The organism is Streptomyces sp. NPDC025833, from assembly GCF_055558055.1.
Genome location: NZ_JBVHNF010000001.1, coordinates 397,927 through 418,185 on the forward strand (window position 1 = coordinate 397,927; position 20,259 = coordinate 418,185).

Annotated in this window: 16 protein-coding genes and 1 pseudogene; 7 read left to right on the plus strand and 10 right to left on the minus strand. The window is 73.4% G+C overall.

The window, feature by feature from the left end:
• Positions 1 to 455: 455 nt before the first annotated feature.
• Entirely contained in the window at positions 456 to 875 is a 420-nt protein-coding gene (panD, locus tag ACZ4K2_RS01725) for an aspartate 1-decarboxylase (RefSeq protein ID WP_467472492.1), read from the minus strand.
• Between the two features lie 240 nt (positions 876 to 1,115).
• Here panD and ACZ4K2_RS01730 point away from each other — a divergent pair, with 240 nt between their 5' ends.
• Positions 1,116 to 2,801, plus strand: coding sequence for a ribonuclease J (locus ACZ4K2_RS01730; RefSeq protein ID WP_467472490.1), 1,686 nt, complete (start codon positions 1,116 to 1,118; stop codon positions 2,799 to 2,801).
• A gap of 144 nt (positions 2,802 to 2,945) precedes the next feature.
• Here ACZ4K2_RS01730 and ACZ4K2_RS01735 read toward each other — a convergent pair.
• Together ACZ4K2_RS01735 and ACZ4K2_RS01740 are read right to left on the minus strand one after the other, a co-directional pair.
• Positions 2,946 to 3,095, minus strand: a pseudogene (locus ACZ4K2_RS01735) (MerR family DNA-binding transcriptional regulator); the annotation flags it as partial.
• Between the two features lie 647 nt (positions 3,096 to 3,742).
• A complete protein-coding gene (locus ACZ4K2_RS01740; protein ID WP_467472487.1) occupies positions 3,743 to 4,231 on the minus strand; it encodes a GNAT family N-acetyltransferase in 489 nt (162 codons plus the stop codon).
• 418 nt (positions 4,232 to 4,649) lie between these two features.
• On the opposite strand from ACZ4K2_RS01740, the gene ACZ4K2_RS01745 reads away from it, so the two are divergent.
• From ACZ4K2_RS01745 to ACZ4K2_RS01770, 6 genes are all read left to right on the plus strand, one after another.
• Positions 4,650 to 4,856: a cold-shock protein gene (locus ACZ4K2_RS01745; RefSeq protein WP_067116135.1), complete on the plus strand. Its 207-nt coding sequence runs from the start codon at positions 4,650 to 4,652 to the stop codon at positions 4,854 to 4,856.
• 543 nt (positions 4,857 to 5,399) lie between these two features.
• The gene (locus tag ACZ4K2_RS01750; RefSeq protein WP_467472481.1) at positions 5,400 to 8,381 is read left to right on the plus strand and encodes a GTPase; all 2,982 of its coding nucleotides are present in this window, start codon (positions 5,400 to 5,402) and stop codon (positions 8,379 to 8,381) included.
• On the plus strand, positions 8,374 to 10,104 hold the full coding sequence (locus ACZ4K2_RS01755) for a GTPase (protein WP_467472478.1): 1,731 nt from the start codon (positions 8,374 to 8,376) through the stop codon (positions 10,102 to 10,104). Before ACZ4K2_RS01750 ends, ACZ4K2_RS01755 begins: the two co-directional genes overlap by 8 nt.
• Positions 10,105 to 10,377: 273 nt before the next feature.
• A complete protein-coding gene (locus ACZ4K2_RS01760; RefSeq protein WP_467472475.1) occupies positions 10,378 to 11,301 on the plus strand; it encodes an LLM class F420-dependent oxidoreductase in 924 nt (307 codons plus the stop codon).
• A 230-nt stretch (positions 11,302 to 11,531) separates the two neighbouring features.
• Positions 11,532 to 12,638 carry a winged helix DNA-binding domain-containing protein gene (locus ACZ4K2_RS01765; RefSeq protein ID WP_467472472.1) on the plus strand — a complete coding sequence of 369 codons (1,107 nt, stop codon included), beginning with the start codon at positions 11,532 to 11,534 and terminating at the stop codon, positions 12,636 to 12,638.
• 537 nt (positions 12,639 to 13,175) lie between these two features.
• Entirely contained in the window at positions 13,176 to 14,162 is a 987-nt protein-coding gene (locus tag ACZ4K2_RS01770) for a UDP-glucuronic acid decarboxylase family protein (protein WP_467472468.1), read from the plus strand.
• A 51-nt stretch (positions 14,163 to 14,213) separates the two neighbouring features.
• On the opposite strand, the gene ACZ4K2_RS01775 is transcribed toward ACZ4K2_RS01770, so the two are convergent.
• The 7 genes from ACZ4K2_RS01775 to ACZ4K2_RS01805 all read right to left on the minus strand — a co-directional run.
• Positions 14,214 to 14,783 (minus strand): SRPBCC domain-containing protein, encoded by a 570-nt coding sequence (locus ACZ4K2_RS01775; protein ID WP_467472465.1) that lies wholly within the window; start codon positions 14,781 to 14,783, stop codon positions 14,214 to 14,216.
• A gap of 9 nt (positions 14,784 to 14,792) precedes the next feature.
• The gene (locus ACZ4K2_RS01780) at positions 14,793 to 15,632 is read right to left on the minus strand and encodes a LytR/AlgR family response regulator transcription factor (RefSeq protein ID WP_467472462.1); all 840 of its coding nucleotides are present in this window, start codon (positions 15,630 to 15,632) and stop codon (positions 14,793 to 14,795) included.
• A 121-nt stretch (positions 15,633 to 15,753) separates the two neighbouring features.
• Positions 15,754 to 16,623 carry a carbohydrate ABC transporter permease gene (locus ACZ4K2_RS01785; protein WP_467472460.1) on the minus strand — a complete coding sequence of 290 codons (870 nt, stop codon included), beginning with the start codon at positions 16,621 to 16,623 and terminating at the stop codon, positions 15,754 to 15,756.
• The gene (locus tag ACZ4K2_RS01790; protein ID WP_467472458.1) at positions 16,620 to 17,582 is read right to left on the minus strand and encodes a carbohydrate ABC transporter permease; all 963 of its coding nucleotides are present in this window, start codon (positions 17,580 to 17,582) and stop codon (positions 16,620 to 16,622) included. The genes ACZ4K2_RS01785 and ACZ4K2_RS01790 overlap by 4 nt, the downstream gene beginning before the upstream one ends.
• Positions 17,576 to 18,943 (minus strand): ABC transporter substrate-binding protein, encoded by a 1,368-nt coding sequence (locus tag ACZ4K2_RS01795; RefSeq protein ID WP_467472455.1) that lies wholly within the window; start codon positions 18,941 to 18,943, stop codon positions 17,576 to 17,578. The genes ACZ4K2_RS01790 and ACZ4K2_RS01795 overlap by 7 nt, the downstream gene beginning before the upstream one ends.
• Complete coding sequence (locus ACZ4K2_RS01800; protein ID WP_467472453.1) at positions 18,940 to 19,920, minus strand: GNAT family N-acetyltransferase; 981 nt, start codon at positions 19,918 to 19,920, stop codon at positions 18,940 to 18,942. The genes ACZ4K2_RS01795 and ACZ4K2_RS01800 overlap by 4 nt, the downstream gene beginning before the upstream one ends.
• A 59-nt stretch (positions 19,921 to 19,979) precedes the next feature.
• On the minus strand, positions 19,980 to 20,259 hold a 280-nt coding region (locus ACZ4K2_RS01805), incomplete at its 5' end, for a hypothetical protein (protein WP_467769935.1).

Here is a 20,259-nt window from a genome sequence, read left to right on the forward strand (position 1 = left end):
ATGGGGGACGGTGACGGCTCCGGTGGGCCCGGGGCCGGGGGCGCCGGGGGCGGAGTGGGGTCGGGGCCCGGCGCCGGCGGCGTGGGCTGCGGGGCCGGTTCCGGGGGCGGGACCGGGGTCGGGTAGGGATCCGGCGGGGTCGGCCCGGGGCCGGGGGTCGGGCCGGGCGGTACCGGGTCGGGGTGCGGGTGCGTCATGAGGTCCTCCGGGCTGTCACGGGTCGTCGCCTCTGGACTACTCCCCCGCCTACCCGGAGGCCGCCCGCCCACTCACCCGACGACGGCACGGAACGACCCGGTCAGGGCCCTGCCCGCCCGGCACCGCCCCCGCCCCGCGGCCGGGTCCGCCGGCGGGGAGGACCGGAACCGGACCGCGCGGACGCCCCCGGCGCGAAGCGCCCGCCACGACCCGCGCCTTCACCGCGGCCGGCCCCGGCCTCGATCCCGGCCCGCCGGTCAGGCCCCGGCGGCCTGCGGGCTGCGCTGCTGGCCGGAACCCGGCACCGGCTCGGACGGATCGGCGCCGAGGGACACGATCCGGTTGCCGGCGTCGACGTGCACGACGCGGGGCCGCAGCTCACGCGCCTCCGCGTCGGTGACCTGGGCGTAGCTGATGATGATCACCAGATCGCCGGGGTGGACGAGGTGGGCCGCGGCACCGTTGATCCCGACGACCCCGGACCCGCGCTCGCCCTCGATGACGTACGTCTCCAGCCGGGCGCCGTTGGTGATGTCCACGATGTGCACCAGTTCGCCGGGCAGCAGATCGGCGGCGTCGAGGAGATCGGCGTCGATGGTCACCGATCCCACGTAGTGCAGGTCGGCCTGGGTGACGGTGGCGCGATGGATCTTGGACTTGAACATCGTACGCAGCACTTCGGACTCCTAGAGGACGGCTCCCCGCCGGCTTTCTGCAGGTCAGGGGCGTCGATCACTGTACATCGGCATGCCTTTGGACGCGGGGGCCTCCCGGCACATCGTGCCGCCGGCGCTCAGGTCGGCGACCGCCTCGGTCGTGCCGCGCCGAGTATGTCTGCGGCGTCGGAGCGTATCGGGCGTTCGTCGGATCGCACAGGCAGTGGATCACCTTGTTCGCTCTCCGGGTACCGTCAGGGTATGAGTCATCCGCACCCTGAGTTGAAAGCCGCACCGCCCCTTCCCGAAGGAGGGCTGCGGGTCATTGCCCTGGGCGGCCTGGGTGAGATCGGCCGCAACATGACCGTCTTCGAGCACGCGGGCAAGCTGCTCATCGTCGACTGCGGCGTGCTGTTCCCCGAGGAGACCCAGCCCGGCGTGGACGTGATCCTGCCGGACTTCACCTCGATCCGGGACCGGCTGGACGACGTCGTGGCCGTGGTGCTCACCCACGGCCACGAGGACCACATCGGCGGCGTGCCGTACCTGCTGCGCGAGCGGTCCGACATTCCCGTCGTCGGCTCCAAGCTGACGCTGGCGTTCCTGGAGGCCAAGCTCAAGGAGCACGGCATCCGGCCGCGCACGGTGCGGGTGCGGGAGGGCGACCGGCGTGGCTTCGGGCCCTTCGACTGCGAGTTCGTGGCGGTCAACCACTCCATCCCCGACAGCCTCGCGGTCGCCATCCGCACCCGGGCCGGGATGGTGCTGCACACCGGCGACTTCAAGATGGACCAGTTCCCCCTCGACGACCGCATCACCGACCTGCGCGCCTTCGCCCGCCTCGGCGAGGAGGGCGTGGACCTGTTCCTCACCGATTCCACCAACGCCGAGGTACCCGGCTTCACCACCTCCGAGAGAGAGCTGAACCCGGCGATCGAGCAGGTGATGCGCACCGCGCCGCGCCGGGTCATCGTCTCCAGCTTCGCCAGCCACGTGCACCGCATCCAGCAGGTCCTGGACGCCGCCCACCAGCACGGCCGCAAGGTCGCCTTCGTCGGCCGGTCGATGGTGCGCAACATGGGCATCGCCCGCGACCTGGGCTACCTGAAGGTCCCCTCCGGTCTGGTCGTGAACACGAAGGAGCTGGAGAAGCTCCCGGACCACAAGATCACCCTGGTGTGCACCGGCTCCCAGGGCGAACCGATGGCCGCGCTGTCGCGGATGGCCAACCGCGACCACATGATCCGCATCGGCAAGGGCGACACCGTCCTGCTCGCCTCTTCCCTCATCCCCGGCAACGAGAACGCCATCTACCGGGTGATCAACGGACTGACCCGGTGGGGCGCGCACGTGGTCCACAAGGGCAACGCCAAGGTGCACGTCTCCGGGCACGCCAGCGCCGGCGAACTCGTCTACTGCTACAACATCGTCAAACCGCGCAACGTCATGCCCGTGCACGGCGAATACCGCCACCTGCGGGCCAACGCCGACCTCGCCGTCCGTACCGGCGTCGACCCCGACCGGGTCGTCGTCGCCGAGGACGGCGTCGTCGTCGACCTGGTCGACGGGCGCGCGTCCATCACCGGCAAGGTCGCCGCCGGCAACGTCTACGTGGACGGCATGGAAGTCGGCGGCGCCACCGAGGCGTCCCTCAAGGACCGCCTCACCCTCGCCGCCGAAGGCGTGGTCACGGTGGTGGCGATCGTCGACGCGGACACCGGCGCCCTCGCCGAGGCCCCCGACTTCCTGGCCCGGGGCTTCGTCCACGACGACGCCACCTTCGAACCGGTCGTCCCGGTCATCGAGAAGACCCTGGCCACCGCTGCCGAGGAAGGCGTCGGGGACGCGCGTCAACTCGAACAGCTGATCGCCCGCGCCGTGGCGAACTGGGCGTTCCGCACCCATCGCCGCAAGCCTCTCATCATCCCCGTCATCATCGACGCCTGAGCCACCACCCGGCAGCGCGGCCACCGCTTCGGCCGCGGCACCGCCCGCGACGGACCCCCGGGCGGTGCCGCCTCGGCGGCGCGGCCCCCGACCGGGGCCAGCCGCCGGCGGGTGCACCGGTCGCCTCGGGTTCGGGCGTTCCGCTCAGGCCGATGTCTTCGGCCGGGGCCTGCCGCTCTCGGCGCGCAGTCGCTCGTCGCTGCGCTGCGCCTCTTCGAGCTGGTCCTCAAGGATGACGATGTGGCAGGCGGCCTCTACGGCGGTGCCCTGGTCGACCAGGGCACGGGCGCGGGCTTCCGGGGACCCGTCGGGGGGCCCGGGTGCCAGTACCGGCACCCGGGCCCCGAGCTTTCCACACCATCTACCGGCGCACCGCGCCGGCCTTCTTGTTCCGCGGCCGCCCGGGGGGGCGGGGCAGCGGGGATCGCGGATGCGTGACCGGGGACCACCTTCCAATCCGGGGCCTTGCGGTACCCGGGCGGACCGTGTCCTCGCCCGGGCGATCCTGATGGCGTTCTGCTCCTTGCCTTTCGATTGCGCGGATACCGCAGGTGCTGCTCACGGCCTCGCCGAGGCCGTGTCCTTCCGATCAGCCCGCACAGCCGTCCTACCTGCTGTGCCCACTTCGACTTCCGGGTACGACGACAACGTTAGCCCCACGGAGAGTAAATTTCTACTGTGGCCGCGATACTTTTTCTCCTCGCGCCGCGTGCCTGCTTCTGGCGCGGGCGCATCAGGAAGACCGTTCGCTCGGATGCCCTCCCGCCCAGCCGGCCACGACCGGCAGCGCCCGGCGCCCCCGTCGTCCCCCTCTTCAGGACCGTGGGCGCCGGACGAGGGGGGCGGCCGGCGCAGACGCCCCCTCGTCAGGACGGAGACGACGGCGTGGACGGAGTTCCCCGTGCACGCGAGGCCGGTGTCCTGCGAACCGGCACACCACGTCACTCCGGCGGTATCCGGAACTCGAATTCGGGACGGTCCCACGGGACGGCGGGCGGGTGCGCGAGGGCGGTCCCGGTCCGCAGCGCGCCGACGCGGTGGTAGAAGTCCGCGGCGGGCACGTGCGACACGACCCTGACACGGTCCAGCCCGGCGGCACGGGCCTCGGACCGCATGTGCGCGACGAGCAGTCGCCCGATACCCCGGCCCTGCGCTTCGTCGGCGACGAACAGCAGGTCCAGCTCCGGTGGAGCGAGGACGAGCGAGTAGAACCCGAGGACCCGGCCGTCCTGCTCGCCGGAGCCGACGGCCACGTGGACACGGTGGGTCTCGATGTAGTCGGGGCCGACCCGGTAGCCCGCGACCGCGGCCGCGTACTTGCCCTCGTAGGCACCTGAACCACGCACGAGCCGCGTGAGCCGTCTGGCATCCCGCGCGACGGCCCTCCGTATGGTGACCGGCCTGCCGGCCGGGGAGGTGCGTGAACTCATCGGGGGAGTATTGCGCACCCGGGCGGCCTTCGTGCGGAGGGGTCCCGACGTGACCGCGGCAAGGCCGACGGCGATCGGGCCCACCCCGGCCGCCCGCCGGCGCGGCGGCACGCGATCGCCCCGGCGACGCCCTGCGTCCGCACCGAGGAATACACCGGAGGCCGGACGAGCGTGGCGCGGAAACCTAGTCCCGCCAGTACAGAAATACACCCCGGCACGGGAGAACAATTACCGGACGGCCCGGAAAAGCCGACACCGCCTCCGCCCACCCTGTGTTAGCCTGACGACAGTTGCAGTTTTGGTTACCGAAGATTTCATCTTTGCAGAGCTTTCCGGATCTTTCCGGAGGGGTGATCATCGCAGCGACTCGGCTCCGCAAAGTGCGGAGACCGGCACTGCCCCCAAAGGGAGATTCAATATGGCATCTGGCACCGTGAAGTGGTTCAACGCGGAAAAGGGCTTCGGCTTCATCGAGCAGGACGGCGGCGGCGCTGACGTGTTCGCCCACTACTCGAACATCATCAGCAACGGCGGCTTCCGCGAGCTTCAGGAAGGCCAGAAGGTCAGCTTCGACGTCACGCAGGGCCAGAAGGGCCCGCAGGCCGAGAACATCGTTCCTGCCTGACGCGGACGCTGATCGTCGCGAGCCCGAGGTTCGCGCACCATAGGGCTGGGGCCCGGTCTCTTGGGACACGGGCCCCAGCCCATTGGTTTTCCCGTTCCCCGAATTACCGGACTTCCGGACGCCCCCGCTCCAGCGTCATGAGGCCCGGCCCCTTTTTTTATCCGGCTCATTCTTCCGAGTTCTCGTGCGGTCATCACGGTCGGCCGGAATTCCGGGATACGTCGCAGCGACCGGACACGCGGTGCGGCGGAGGCCGCCATGCGGCTTCGGCTGCCACGGCGCGCGCTCGGGCACGCCGAGCCGGGATGCGCTGCGCAGGGTCGTCCGCCGCGGTCACGGCGGCGGGGAACGCACTTCCCCCCTCGAACCCGTGCAACCTTTTCCCCGTCCGGGGCGTCCGCGTCTACATGCACATGCACCTCCTGGGCGTGCGGACCCGATCGGGCCGAGTCGTGCCGCGACCGGTCCCGCTCGACCTGGCCGGACACCCCGAGCCCCGGCCGTCTGCGAGTCTGGGTACCACCGTCCCCGCGAGGAGCAGGGGTGAGTGACACGAGGAGTCTCCGGGCCGAGGTGCCGGCCCTCCTGCTCGAACCCCTGGGTGTCGACGCCACGGCCGGGCCGGCCGCACTCAGGAGGCTGGCCGAGCGGGTCGAGGCGGTCGCCCAGGCGTATGGGTGTGCCGGGCTGCCGCCGTCCGGGACCACTCTCCAGTGGGTGTCCGGTGCCGTGGCGGCCTGCGTCGAGGAACGGGACCTGGCCCGCCTGGCCACTGCTCGGGGCCGGACCCTGACGCCGGGCGAGGCCGGAACGCTCAGGGAGTTGACGCGGCTCGAAGGGCTGCGGCCTCATCTCCAGGCGTTCGAGGGCGTGACGGCGGAAGCGCTTCGGGCGGACCTCGCCGCCGTGGCGCTCGCGGAACGGGTCCTGCCCCCGGTCCTCGAACAGTGCCGTCGTGCGGATCAGGCGTGGCCCGAGGAGATCTGGCGTTCCATCCTCGACGTCGACGTCGATCGCGCGGTGACCGACCTGAGTCGTCACCGCCGGGGCAGCCGGCAGGCGGCGGGCGCACGTGAACTCGTGCTCGGACACAGCGTCTCCGCCGCTCGGGACCTGCCGAACCGGGACCTGGTGACGCTGCTCGGCAAGGTCCGGGACTTCGCCGCCGCCAAGGAGTCGTACGAGGCGGTCCTGTCGGGGCAACCGGAATGGTGGCGCTGGCTCGGGCCGGACCCGCGCTTCGGGTTCCGAGCGGATCGGCGCGATGCCCTGGTCTGGGCGATCGGGGCCCGCGACACCGGAGCCGTCGCCGGGAGCACCCTGGAGCTGCTCGCGGACGGCGGCGTACGGGCGGTGATCGAGCAGGGACTCGTGACGGTCCCCGTGCACTCGACCGCTCCGCCGGCCGCGCCCGCCATGAGTACGGCCGCACGACTCGTCACCGGGCTGCCGGCGGTCGCCTCCCGGAGCGGCATCGACGAGTTGCGCGCGCTCGAGTCCTGGTACGCGGCGCACGTCGGGCTGTTCGACCGCGTGGCGGCGGCCATGGACGCACGGCGAACCGAACCGGGACTCCGCGCGGCCCTTGAGCCCCTGGCCGGCGAACTCGCCCTTCCGTTCGGGGCGGTGGACACGAGTCGATCGGACTACCGTGACATCCGCTCCGCCCTCCGGGCCGAGATCGACGCCCGCCTCCGGCGCCCGTCGTACTCCGCGCACGCGGCGGAGAGCGAGCATCTCGTCGCGATCGCCGGCCGCATCGGGGAGCTCGAACGCGAACTGCGCGATGCCGCCCGGGACATGCCCGCGGCGCGGGGCGGACTGCTCGTGGCCATCGCCGGGCGGACCAAGTCAGGGAAGACCACGCTCCGGAAGGCCCTGACACGCGACGCGGACCGGACCGGGATCGGGCGGGGGGCGCACCGGACCACCCGGGAGACCATCGCGTTCGAACTCGGCGCCGTGACCTACCTCGACACTCCGGGCGTCGCCGCGAAGGACGACGACCTCGACGCCCGACGCGCGCGGGACGCGTGCGACAGCGCCGACGCGGTCGTATGGAACTACGCCGACACGCTGCGCGACGAGGAGTCCGCCGAACTCCGGCGGCTCCTCCTCTCGGGGAAGCCCCTGCTCGCGGTCGTCAACGTGAAGGACCGGGTCGACACACCGGGCCGCCTCCAGCTCTTCGCGCAGCGTCCGGAGAGAGCGTTCGCGTCGGCTCCGGGGCACGCCGTCCGGATCGCGCAGGTCTCCGAGTCGGCCGGAGTCGCGGCGCCCGTCGTTCTCGCGGTCCACTCCGGTGCGGCGCACGAAGCGCTGTCCACCGGCGACGGAGAACTGGCGGAGAGGGCCTTCCGGGCGAGCAGGCTGCCCGAGCTGGAGCGGTCCCTCGCGCGGCTCCTGGCCGAGCGGGCGATTCCGCTGCGCGCCGTGCGGCTGGCCGAAGGTGTACGAGCACCGCTGGCCGCGTTCCACGACCGGGCGATCGAGGAACTCCCCCGGATCGGCCGCGCACTCGGCGAACTCGAGCGCTCGGCGTCGAGTCAGCAGGCCGCGCTGCTCGAAGCGATCCGGATCGCGGGCCGGAACACGCGCGACCGCCTCGCGGCCAGGCGCCACCATGCCAAGGAGGAGCTGTCGGGTGTGGTTCCGCACCTCGGCGGCGCGGACCACGCGCGGCGGTGGGACGACTTCATCACCGGCCTGGAGCCGGCGGGCTTCACCTCGATCCTCGAAAGTGAGATCGAGCGGGAAGTACGCGAACGGGAGCGGGTGCTGCGCACACCGGAAGGCGTCGCGGAACGGCAGGACGACGAGCACCCGCACGTAGGGCAACGGCCCGACGTGACGCCCTGGCGCTGGATCGCGGTGGCCGCGGGGGGAGCGGGAACGACCCTGGTGCAGTCCTTCGCCGCCCGTGGGATCACCAAGAAGCTCGCCGCGGGCGCCGCCAGGGCCACCCCTGCCACGGTGGCGGTGGGCTACCTGCTGGACGCGGTGGTCGGGGCGGCGAAGGCGGTGAGCCGTGAAGTCGACCGCTCGGCGCGGGTGAAGCACGAGTGGACCGGCGCGACCGCCGCCGCGGCCGAGGCCGAACTCGACGAACGGTTCGACGGCGAAGACGCACGGCTGGCGCGCATCGTCGAGGACACGACGGCCCGTGTCGTCGCCCAGTTCCGGGAGCAGACGGCGGACATCAGCCGTACACGCGAGCGGTTCGAGCAGCTCCGCCGGCTGGAGCCGGCCGTGCGGTCCGCCCTCGACGCGATCGACCTCGTACTGGTGCGCCGGCTCATGGACCTGGCCGGCGGGGACCCGGCGGCGGTCCGCTCGGTGCGCCGAACACCAGGCGTCGAACTGCGCGTCCGGGCCGACGCGGCGCGGATCGTGGACGTGCGGGCATGCCTGCGGGCCGGGCTCGTGGACGTCCTCACCGAGCGGATCGAGATCTGTCCGGACTCCGGGAGCCCCGTCGCACCGGCCGGCACCCGCGGAGCGAGCGAAGGGAAGACGGATGGCTGACGGCAACCCGGACGGCGTGGTGGGGGGCGACGGGGGCCTCAACGCCCGCGTGCTCGCGCTGAGTGCACGGGCCGGGCGGGTTCTGGGCGCTCACGCCCGTACTCGGGAACTGGTGGCGGCCCTCCCCCGGGCGGATGCGAGTCCGCTGCGGATCGCGCTCCTGGGCCCGTACAGCGCCGGCAAGTCGATGCTCGTCGCGGCGCTGCTGCGGCTCCCGCCGGCCGCTGTCGACGCTCTCGTCGACGCGGCACCCAGGACGCACGAGCCGACGCCGTACGAGTGGGACGGCGTGACGCTCGTCGACCTGCCGGGAACGCTGTCGGGCGACGACGGGCATTCCGACGCGGCGCGTCGCGGCGTGCGTGCCGCGGACGCGCTGCTGATCGTGACGACCAGCGAGCTGCCGGGCGAAGCGGAGACCGAGGCGATCCTGGACGCGCTCGGCGCCGACGGGTTCGCCGACCGGAGTGTGGTCGTCGTCAACAAGATGAACGCCGAGAACAGTGATCGCGGCATCGTCCTCGACGAGATGCGCAAGCGGCTCGGGCCCTTCGCCGACCGTGTCCCGGTCGTGCCGACCGACGCGCGCGATCACGTGGACGCGATCAATGACCCGGACCTCACGGCCGCCCAGCGTGCATGGCTGTTCTCGGAGAGCGGCGTCGACGCCCTCGCGGACGAGTTGCGGAGACTGGTCGCGCCCGGTGTCGGCGGTGTCCGGCCCAAGGCGCAGGCGTTCGAACTCCTCCGGGTCCTGGCGGACGCCGAGCGGCACTGGGTGCTGGACGGCGAGGAACTCGGGGCCGCGGAGACGGCGCGGAAGGTCGAGGAGTCGATCTCCCGGGTGAAGCGGGACGTGCTCGACACCCTGGAGAGGGAGAGCCATGTCGTCGCGTCCGTGACCAGAGCGGCGGGGAACAGGAGCGCGGACGGCGTCTCGGAGAGGGACGGCGGCGTTCCTACCAGCGTCGCCCGTGACGTCAGCGAAGAACTGACGCGTGCGATGACCGAGTTCGACGCCACGTTCGCCTTGTCGATGAGGACGGCGTTCGAGGCGCTGGTCGCCGAGTACGGAACCGACGTGCCCGAGCCCGAAGCCTGGGTGAACGAACTCGACTCGCCCGAGGCGACGATCGACGCGTCCTCGGAGGAGGCGTCACGGTTCGCTCGTGCGGTCAGGGAAGGCGCGGAGAAGGGGGTGAAGGCGGGCGCCAGGAGGTTTCAGGAGTGGATGGGGAACGTCGCGGCGGGCGGCAGCGCGGCCTCCGACCTCGCGACCTGGATCAACAGGCACCCGGTGGGCCAGAGGGTGCTCAACGTCGGCAGGAAGGTGAGCAGCGAAACGGGCAAGTTCAAACCGTGGGGCCGGGGCAAGGCGGCCGAGAAGGTCGCCGGCACGGCGAGCAAGGCGCAGTGGGCGCTGACGGTCCTCGGGCCGTTGGTCGACCTGCGGGGTGTCGTCCACGACTGGAGCGAGCGGAAGAAGCTCGACGACCACCGGAAGACGATCAGGAAACACTTCGACGAAGAGGCGAGCAGAACGCGCAGTGTCCTCGACGACTCCGGTACGCGGCACCTGAACGAGTGGCTGGTGGCGGTGGAGAAGTCGCTCGGCGGTCTCACGGACCCGGGTGCGCGGATCAGAGCCGAGCGTGACACGGCGTTGGCGGCCATCAGGAGCCTGCGTGACGAGGCCGGGAAGCTGACCGGGCCGACCGGCTGACCCGGCGGCCCGACGCCCGACGCCCGACGCCCAGGCGGTGGACGCGACCACGCGACCGCCGGGACGGCACCCGCCGACTCGGGTGTCGTCATCCACCGGCACGCCCTCGACCTCGACCAGGAACTCTCCGGGGCGCGTCCTGCGGGTGAGTTCGCGGGACGCGGCGTGCCGTGCGCATGGTGCACGGCGTACGAGGGGTCGTACACACGACTGACAAGAAGCTGTCACACGCGGGCCGGAATGCGGTTGCGGCGGGGGCCCGTTGTGATCGGCATGACAGTAGGAGTGACACTCGACGCGTCCGACGCGGCGAACCAGGTCGACGCCAGCGTACGGCTCGCGCAGGAGGCCGCGGCCGCCGGTCTGCGGTCGGCCTGGTTCGGCCAGACCTTCGGTCCGGACTCACCCCAGCTCGCCGCGCTCGTCGGGCGCGCGGTACCCGGGCTGCACGTGGGCACCTCCGCCATCCCCGTCTTCGGCCGGCACCCGCTGCACGTCTCCAGCCAGGCCCAGACCGCCCAGGCGGCGACACACGGCCGCTACCACCTCGGGCTGGCCCTGGGCACCAAGCTGCTGACGGAGACCGGCTTCGGCCTGCCCTTCGAGCGTCCCATCGCCCGGCTGCGCGAATTCCTCACCGTGCTGCGGCAGTTGTTCGAGACCGGCACGACCGACTTCCACGGTGAGCTGCTCAGCGCCACCACCCCGATCCCGGCGCGGGTACCGGGCGCGGAGGCCGGCGTACCCCTGCTGGTCGCCGCGATGGGGCCGCAGGCGCTGCGGGTCAGCGGTGAGCTGGCGGACGGGATCCTGCCGTACCTGGCCGGTCCCCGCGCCCTGGCGGAGCACATCGTCCCCGCCCTGACGGCCGCGGCGGACGCCGCCGGGCGCCCGGCGCCCAGGATCGTGGCCCTGGTGCCCGGGGTGGTCACCGACGACGTGGACGCGGTGCGGGCCAAGGCGACCGAGAGCCTCGCGTTCTACGAACAGTTCCCGTCCTACGCGCGGGCCATCGAACTCTCCGGCGGCCGCCGGGCCGCGGACGTCGCCGTGATCGGTGACGAGAAGGCGGTCGAAGCCGAGGTACGGCGTTACCGCGACGCCGGCGCCACCGAGGTGGTGTTCTCCAGCACCGGCATCGCGGGAGAGGCGGACCGCCGCCGCACCTGGGCGCTCCTCGGCGAACTGGCCCGCTGACCGGGCCGGGCTCGTCGCCCGGCTCCTGTCGGGGCAGCGCCTCCGGTACCGTCCGGCTCCACCGTGCCGGGCCGGCGCCGCGGGCCGCCGTCGGCGGCCCGCGGCCGGCTCCGGCGTCCGCCGCGTCCCGGCGACGTGCCGGGCGGTCACCGCGAGGCCGCCGGTCGGCTAGGGTGCGAGCCCGAGAAGGTGTGCTGTGGAAGGTTCCCTTTCGCAGGGACAGGGGCCCCGTGACCGACGTCCTCACCCGGGTGGAACTCAACCGCGCCACCCTCGCCCGCCAGCTGCTACTGGCCCGCGAGAAGACCGGCGCCGCCGAGGCGGTGGAGCGGCTGCTGGCGATGCAGGCGCAGGAGGCACGGCCCACGTTCACCGGGCTGTGGAGCCGGGTCGAGGACCTGACCGCCGACGCGCTGCGCGAGGCCCTCCACGACCGCGAGGTGGTGCGCGCCACCCACGTGCGGGCCACCCTGCACCTGACGAGCGCCCGCGACTACCTGGCCTTCCGGACCGCACTGCAACCCCTGCTGACCGCGTCGGCCGCCTCCGTCCGCAAGCGCATCGGCGGCCCGCAGCCCGAACCCGGGGAACTGCTGGAGGCGGCGCGCTCCGTCCTGGGCGACGGCCCCGCCGCTTTCGACACCATCCGCGAGCGCCTGACCGAGCGCTTCCCGGACGTCGACGACCGGGCCCTCGGCTACCTGGTCCGGATGCAGCTCCCCCTGGTGATGGTGCCGACGGACGCGCCCTGGGCCTTCCCCGCGGTGGCGCGGTTCACCCTGGCCGAGGAGTGGCTCGGCGCGGCGCCCGACCCCGACGCCGCCCTCGGCCCCTTCCTGCTGCGCTACCTGGCCGCCTACGGGCCGGCGAGCGTGGCCGACGCCCAGACCTGGACGGGCATGCCGAGGCTGAAGCCCGTCTTCGAGGAGCTGCGGCCGCGGTTGGCGGTCTTCCGGGACGAGAACGGCCGGGAGCTGTTCGACCTGCCCGAGGCGCCGCGTCCCGGCGCGCGGGTGGAGGCCCCGGCCCGCCTGCTGCCGGAGTTCGACAGCCTGGTGCTCGCCCACGACGACCGCACCCGGATCGTGAGCGAGGAGCACCGGCCGCGGCTGGTGTCGAAGAACCTGCGGGTCGCCGCCGCCTTCCTGTGGGACGGCTTCGTGCGCGGCACCTGGAAGGTGGCCCGGCGCAAGGCGTCCGCCACGCTGACGCTGACGCCCTTCGAGCCGCTGCCCGCCCGGGCCGTCGAGGAACTGACCGGGGAGGCCGGGCGCCTGCTGGAGTTCACCGACCCCGACGTCGGCAAGCGGGACGTCAGGGTGGAACCGGCCGGATGAGCCGCGCGGGCGGCGGACGGCGCGCCCGCCAGGGGCGGCCGCCGTAGCGCGTTCCGCCTGCCGGACACCGAGCAGGAGCCGCGGACGGGCCGACCGGAGCGGGCGGAAGTCCCGCACCGGTACGGAAACGTCGACCTGGAGATCGCCGGGACGAACGAGTACCCGGGAGCGCCGGTCCCGCCCGGACGGTCCGGGAGGCCGTCACGCTCGACCACGCCGCCGGGCGCCGATCGGACCGTCCCGGCACCTCACCCGGGTGGGAAGCGGCCGGTCGGCTCGGGCGTCCCGGGGCGGCCGGCCGTCGCCGTACGGGTCCGGGTGGCGGCGCGGCAGGGTGCCGGTCCCCGCCCCGCCCCTCTGCCGCGGACACCCGTGCGACACCATGCCCGTCCTGCAACCTCCCTTATTCACGCGGCAGTTAACGTTGCGTCCGGGACAGTATGGGGCCGGATCGCCGGGCGGATCCGAGCGGGTTCCCCGGCTGTCCGGGCCGGGCGGCCACGTCCGGCCCCATCGCGATCCATCGGGAGGGATCACGTGCGTGCGCGAACGTTCCGGCGGGCCGTCGTCACCGGCGGCTCCGGTTTCCTCGGCTCACACCTGTGCGACGCGCTGATCGAGCGCGGCCTGTCCGTCGTGTGCCTGGACAACTTCCTGACCGGGGACCCGGCCAACGTGGAACACCTCATCGGCCACGAGAACTTCCGGCTGATCCAGTGCGACGTCACCGACTTCGTGCACGTCCCCGGGCCGGTGGACCTGGTGTTCCACCTGGCCTCGGCCGCCTCGCCGGTGGACTACCTGCGGCTGCCCCTGGAGACCCTGAAGGTCGGCAGCCTCGGCACCCTGCACGTGCTGGGCATGGCGTACGAGAAGAAGGCCCGCTTCGTGCTGACCTCGACCTCGGAGGTGTACGGCGACCCGGAACGGCACCCCCAGCCGGAGAGCTACTGGGGGAACGTGAACCCGGTCGGCCCGCGCAGCGTCTACGACGAGGCCAAGCGCTACGCCGAGGCCCTGACCACGGCCTACCGCGGCGCCCGCCAGGTGGACACGGCGATCGTCCGGCTGTTCAACACCTACGGGCACCGGATGCGCGCGGACGACGGCCGCGCCGTGCCCGCCTTCGTCCAGCAGGCGCTGAAGGGCGAGCCGCTGACGGTGGCCGGCGACGGCAGCCAGACCCGCTCCATCTGCCATGTGGACGACACCGTGCGCGGCATCGTCGAGCTGGCGTTCTCGGACCACCCCGGGCCGATGAACATCGGCAACCCGGACGAGATCCGCATCCGGGACCTCGCCCTGCTGATCCGCGACCTGGCCGGGTCGGACTCGCCGCTGACGGGCATCCCCCGCCCCGCGGACGATCCGGCCGTGCGGCGCCCCGACATCACGCTGGCCCGGGAGGTGCTGGACTGGGAGCCGGTGGTGCCGATGCGCGAGGGGCTGCGGCGCACCATCGCCTGGTTCGCCGAGCGGGCCCGGACCGGCGACGGCCGGGCGCCGACCGGCACGCGGGTGTGACCCCGGCCCCGCCGCGGCCCGGGCCTGCCCGCGCCGGGCGCCGTACGGCGCTCAGCGCCGGTGCAGGCCGGCGTAGCGCTCCGGTTCGACCACCGTGGACAGGCCGTTGAGCAGCAGGCGGGTGCCGCCGCGCAGGTGGTCGAGGTCCTGGGAGCCGTCCCCGGTGGGTACGAGCCAGGTGTACTGCTCGGTCCAGGTCAGGCGGCAGCCGCCGGTGTCCGTGTCTGTGTCTGTGTCGCTGTCGGTGTCGGTGTCGGTGTCGGACAGTTCGACGGTGACGAGGGAGACCCAGCGGCGACTGCCGTCCACCTCGGTCTCGTAGACGTGGAGGATCCGGGTGTCCGGCACGATGTCCACGAACCGGGAGCGGTAGGCGAGGCGTTCCTCGGTGTCCCCGGAGACGAAGACGTTGCGCGCCTCCTCCGCACCGCCGACGCGGAAGTCCAGCCGGTGCTCGGCGGTGGCGGAACGGCCGGGGAGCCGGAACCAGCGGCTGCGCAGCGACGGGTCGGCGAAGCCGCGGAAGACCTCGGAGCGCGTCACCGCGAATTCCTTGCCGAGGGTGAACGAGCCGTGCCGGGCGACTGCCGTCCCGGCCTGCGGAGGGTGCTCTGCGTCCATCGGGCCAACCTAACACGGGCCCGTCAAGTCCCCTTCGTAGAGGCTGACTTGACGGTACCGGCCGGGGTTCGGCGGCTGCGGCCGGCGGGGCCGTACCGTCGCGCGGCCGGCCAGCAGGTCGCGGACCTCCCGGGCGTGGCGCCGGCTCACGGCGAGGACCCGGTCGCCGATCCGGACGGTCAGGTTGCCGCCGTCCACGCGCAGTTCCTCGACCCTGGCGAGGGCGACGAGCCGGCTGCGGTGGATGCGCACGAAGCCACGGGAGCGCCACCGCTCCTCCAGGGTGGACAGCGGGATCCGCACCAGATGGCTGCCCCGGCCGGTGTGCAGCCGCGCGTAGTCGCCCTGCGCCTCGACGTGGGTGATGTCGGCGAGGGGCACGAACCGGGTCACCCCGCCCAGCTCGACCGGCACCTGGTCGCCGACGGCCGGACGGGGGCCCTGTCCGGCCCGGACCAGCTCGGCGACCCGCCGCACGGCCTCGGCGAAGCGCTCCTTGCGGAGCGGCCTGAGCAGGTAGTCGACCGCCTTCAAGTCGAAGGCCCGCACGGCGAAGTCCGGGTGCGCGGTGACGAAGACGACCAGTGGCGGGGCGGCGAACCCGGTGAGCAGCCGGGCGAGTTCGAGTCCGCCGAGTCCGGGCACGTCGATGCCGAGGAAGACGACGTCGAAGCCCTCCGCGCCGTCCGCCCCGGCCCCGCTGAGCCGGCGCAGCGCCTCTCCGCCCGACCGGGCGGGCACGGCCGTGCCGACCCGGGGGTCCTCCCCCAGCAGGCGGAGCAGCTCGTCGAGGGCGGACCGCTCGTCGTCCACCGCCAGGACGCGCAAGGGCGCGTCGGTCACCCGCATGCGCGGTCCCCCTTCGTTTCCGGCCGTGCCCCATGGTGGTACCGGCCGGTCGCCGCCGTCGAGATCACGGACGGCGGTGTGTCCCGGCCGTGACCCGGCCGCCTTCCGCGGGCCGGGGCCGCTACTTGAGGCCGCTGAGCATCACGCCCCGCACGTAGTGCCTCTGGAGCAGCAGGAAGAGGACGAGGACCGGCAGGACGCTCAGGACGAGCCCGGCCATGACGACGGGTGTCGTGCGGGCCGGGTCGACGTGGTCCTGGAGGAGCTGGATGCCGACGGGCAGGGTCATCACGTCCGGGTCGGCGGTCGAGACGAGCAGCGCCCAGATGTACTCGTTCCAGGCGTCGACGAAGGTCAGCAGCCCGAGCGTGACGAGCACCGGTCCGGTCTGCGGGACGACGATCCGCCACCACACCGTGAACTCGCCGGCGCCGTCGATGCGCGCGGCCTCCAGGACCTCGTCCGGGACGGCGAGCACGAACTGGCGGGTCAGGAAGATCCCGAAACCGTTGACGAGGAACGGCACGGCGAGCGCCACGATACTGACGGTCAGGCCGGCCCCGCCGCGCCCGAGCAGGTCGTTGCCGCCGGCCAGCGGCCAGTGCACCAGGATCAGGAAGTGCGGGACGAAGAACAGGAACGGCGGGAACATCATCGTCGACAGGACCAGCCGGAAGACGAAGTCCCGTCCGGGGAAGCGGAGTTTGGCGAGGGCGTAGCCGGCGAGCGACGACGTGAGCAGCACCGAGGCGGTGATCAGCGCGGTGGCGACGACGCTGTTGCGGAAGAGGACCGGCAGATCGAGCTGGTCGACCGCCGCCCGGTAGTTGGACAGGTCGAACGCCTCGGGCAGGAACCGGTACGGCAGCGTGCCCGCCTCGCCGGGCCCCTTGAAGGACGTCAGCACCATGTCGAGGAACGGCACCACCGTGAGCACCGCGCCGGTGGCGACCAGCAGGTACGAAACCCACGGGAGGCGGCGGCGGTTCACGCGTCCTCCCCGGTGCGCCGGAAGACCCACAACTGGGCCAGCGTGACCGCGAGGACCACCAGGAACAGCACGAAGGCGGCGGCCGCGGCCGTGCCCCAGTCGCCGTGGCCGAACGCCTGCCGGTACATCTCCAGCGCGGCCACGTCGGTCGCGTCGCCCGGTCCGCCCCGGGTCATCACGATGATCAGCGCGAACGACTGGAGGCCGGTGAGGAACTGGGTGACGCACACGAACAGCAGGGACGGCCGCAGCAGCGGGAGGGTGATCCGCAGGAAGGCGGTGACGGGTCCGGCGCCGTCCAGCGCGGCGGCCTCGTAGTACGCCCCGGGCACGGACTTCAGTCCGGCGGTCAGGATGAGGATCGCCGAGCCGACCGAGGCCCACGCCTGGACGACCACGACCGCGGGCAGCGCGGTGTCCGGGTCCTGGAGGAACGCCACCGAGCCGATCCCGAAGGCGTTGAGGACGCCGTTGACCAGGCCGCCCGGCTCGTACATGTACTTCCACACGTTGCCCACGGCGACGACGGTCGTGACGATCGGCAGGAAGTACAGGGTCCGCCAGAATCCCTGGAAGCGCAGTCTGTCGATGCAGGTGGCGACGAGCAGGGAGCCGGCGAGCGCGAGGACCACGGTGCCGAGGGCGTACAGCAGCGTGTTGGTCAGGACCGGTGTCAGGAACGTGGAGCCGTCCGCGAACAGGCCGGTGAAGTTGGACAGGCCGGCCGGCTCGATGTCACCGAGGTCGAACCCAGTCCACCGGGACAGCGACAGCAGCAGGGCGAAGCCGAGCGGCAGGATCAGGAACACGGCGAAGAACAGCAGCACCGGCGCCAGGAACAGGTAGGCGACGACCGTCTGGCGGTGCCGCGCCCGGCGGGGGCCGCCGGTGGCCCCCGCGGTGGCCGGGGGGCCGGTCCCGGCCCGCCCGGCCGTCTCGGGCAGCAGGGTGTTCACCATGAGCGCGCCACCTCCCGGTCGACCTGGCGGCGGACGGTGGACAGCGCCTCGCCGACCGACCGCTGACCGGTCCACAGGGCCTCGATGTTCTGCCGCAGCAGCGACTTGGCCTGCTGCGCGCCCGGTCCGTTCGGCTCCGGCACCGCGTACGCCAGCGCGTCGAGGAACGGGCGCAGGTTGGGATCGCCGGCCCTGCCGAGCAGCGTCCGCATGTCCTGGGCGCGGCCGGTCAGCGAACCGACCGACACCTGGAGCGCGCTCATCCGGGTGGCCCGCGCGCCGCGGGCGGCGCCCCGCACACCCGCCCGCTCCGCGTTGAGCCAGCGCAGGAACTCCCAGGCCTCGCGCGGGTGGCGGCACGCCGTGTTGACGCCCAGCATGAACCCGGTGCCGAGAGTGGCGCGCCGGCCGCCCTCCTCGGGGACCGGCACGGGCGCGACCCCGACGTCCCGGTAGTCCCCGCCCATCAGGGACTTCAGGCTCCCGGTCCACCAGCCGGCGCCGACGACCATGGCCACCCGCCCGGACGGGAACGCCTGGTAGACGTTGACGCCGGGGGCGCTCGCGCCCTTCGTGACGAGGCGGTGCTCCAGCTCGAACACGGCGCGCCCGGCCGGCGAGTCGATGGCCGTGCTCCGGCCGTCCGCCGACACGAACCGCCCGCCGGCGGCGTTGAGCAGGGCGAGCGTCTGGCCGACCGTGGTGGAGTCGTCGTAGACCGACAGCCCGAACCCCTGGACGAGCGTGTTGCCGTACCGGTCCCGGCGGGCGGTGCGGCAGGCCGTCTCCTCCAGCTCCCGCCAGGTGCGCGGCGGGCCGTGGACGCCGGCCTCGCGCAGCAGCCGCTTGTTGTAGTAGAGGGCGTAGGTCTGCAGCTCGGTCGGGTAGCCGTAGACCGTTCCGCCCACCGAGGCGGCGCCGACCGGTGCCGCGCCGTAGCCGCGCCTGATCTCCTCGGCGGCCTCGGGCGGCGCGGGCCGCAGCACCCCGGCCCGGACGAGCTGGCCGTTCCACAGGCAGTACGGGTGGAGGATGTCCGCGCCCCGGCCCGCGGTCTGCCGGACCATGAACGTGGTCAGCAGGTCGGTGAAGTCCACGGCGCTCGTGCGGACCTTGACCCGGTCGTGGGTGGCGTTCCACTCGTCGACCGGGCCCTGGAGGGCCGCCTTCAGCTCTCCGCTCGCGTAGTGGGAGAGCAGGGTGAGGACGATCGGGTCGCCGGGCCGTCCGGTGCCCCGGTGGGGTGCGGCGCAGCCGGCGGCGAGCAGCGCCGCGGGCAGGGCGAGCGCCAGCCCGCGGCGGCTCGGACCGGGCCCCGCAGCGGCCGGCGGGCGGTCGCCGGGGCGGCGGGCCGGCGTCATCCGGCGGCCTCCCGGCGCATCACCCGGAACCTCCGGGTGACGGTGAAGCCCGCCTTGCGGTAGAGGTGGCCCGCCGGGGACTGCTCGCCGGTCCACAGGAACCAGGCGGCGTGCGCCCGGCGGGCCCGCATCCGCTCCAGGACCAGGTGGAGGAGGATCTCGCCGAGTCCGGTGCCGCGCGTCTCCTCCAGCACCCCGATCGGCCCGAACCGTTCGTCCACGGAGTCGAACGCGCCGTGCATCGCCCAGCCGACCATGCGGCCGCCGGGGTCCCGGGCGGTGACGATGCGGTCCGGCGGGGTGCCCGCGACCAGGCAGTCCCGGACGGTACGCGCCCAGTCCGGGCCGAAGTGCGTCCCGGCGAGCGCGAGGAGGTCCACCAGGTCGTCGTCGGCGGGCGTGCCGAACCGGTAGCCGAGCCCCGTCAGCGCGGCCACGCGGTCCGCGACGGCCTGCGGGACGCGGTAGCCGACCAGGCCGCGGTCCATCGCCGCCGCCTCGTAGAGCGTGCGGAAGCCCAGCGAGCCGAGCAGCCCGGCGGCCTCCGGGTACGCCTCGGCGTCCAGGCCGGGGAAGACGTAGTTCGGGGTGTACGAGGAGAAGTCCACCCGGGTGCGGCCGTGGCCGTGCAGCCAGTCGAGGGCCTCGGTCAGCAGGTGCCGGCCGAGGCCGCGCCCGCGGGCGTCCGGGTCGACGAAGAAGAACGGGATCCAGCCCTGCCCGGGCTCCAGGTCGGTGCCGGCCAGCGGGGTCAGCCGGCGCACCGCGTAGGCGGCGCCGAGGACGCGGTCGCCGTCGGCGGCGATCCGCAGTCCCTCCGGGTCGAAGTTGGCGTCGAGCAGCACCAGGGAGCGGAAGCGGTCCGGGGTGACGGGGTCGGCCGGTGCGCTGCGGCGCCACGCCTCCACCAGCCGCGGTCCGTCGCCCGCGCGGAAGCCGCGCGTCGCGGCCCGGGTCATCGTCGTGCGGTCGGTCATCGGCGGGGGTGTCCTTCCAGGTGCGCGGGCCGCGGCCGGCGTCCGCCGGGGCGGTGGGGTCAGGGGTGGAGCAGCGGGTCCTCACCGGCCCACCGGCCGGGCGGCACGGGCGCTGCGCACAGCGCCGACGGGTCGTCGTCCGCGCCGACGGCGCGCCGCGGCCGGTCAGGGCTCTCGCCGGAGCGCCGGAAGGCGTCGCGGACCGGAAGTCCGGTGGCGGGGCCGGTGCGGACGCTCTCGCTCCCGGCCCACCGGCCGGGCGGCACGGGCGCTGCGCACAGCGCCGACGGGTCGTCGTCCGCGCCGACGGCGCGCCGCGGCCGGTCAGGGCTCTCGCCG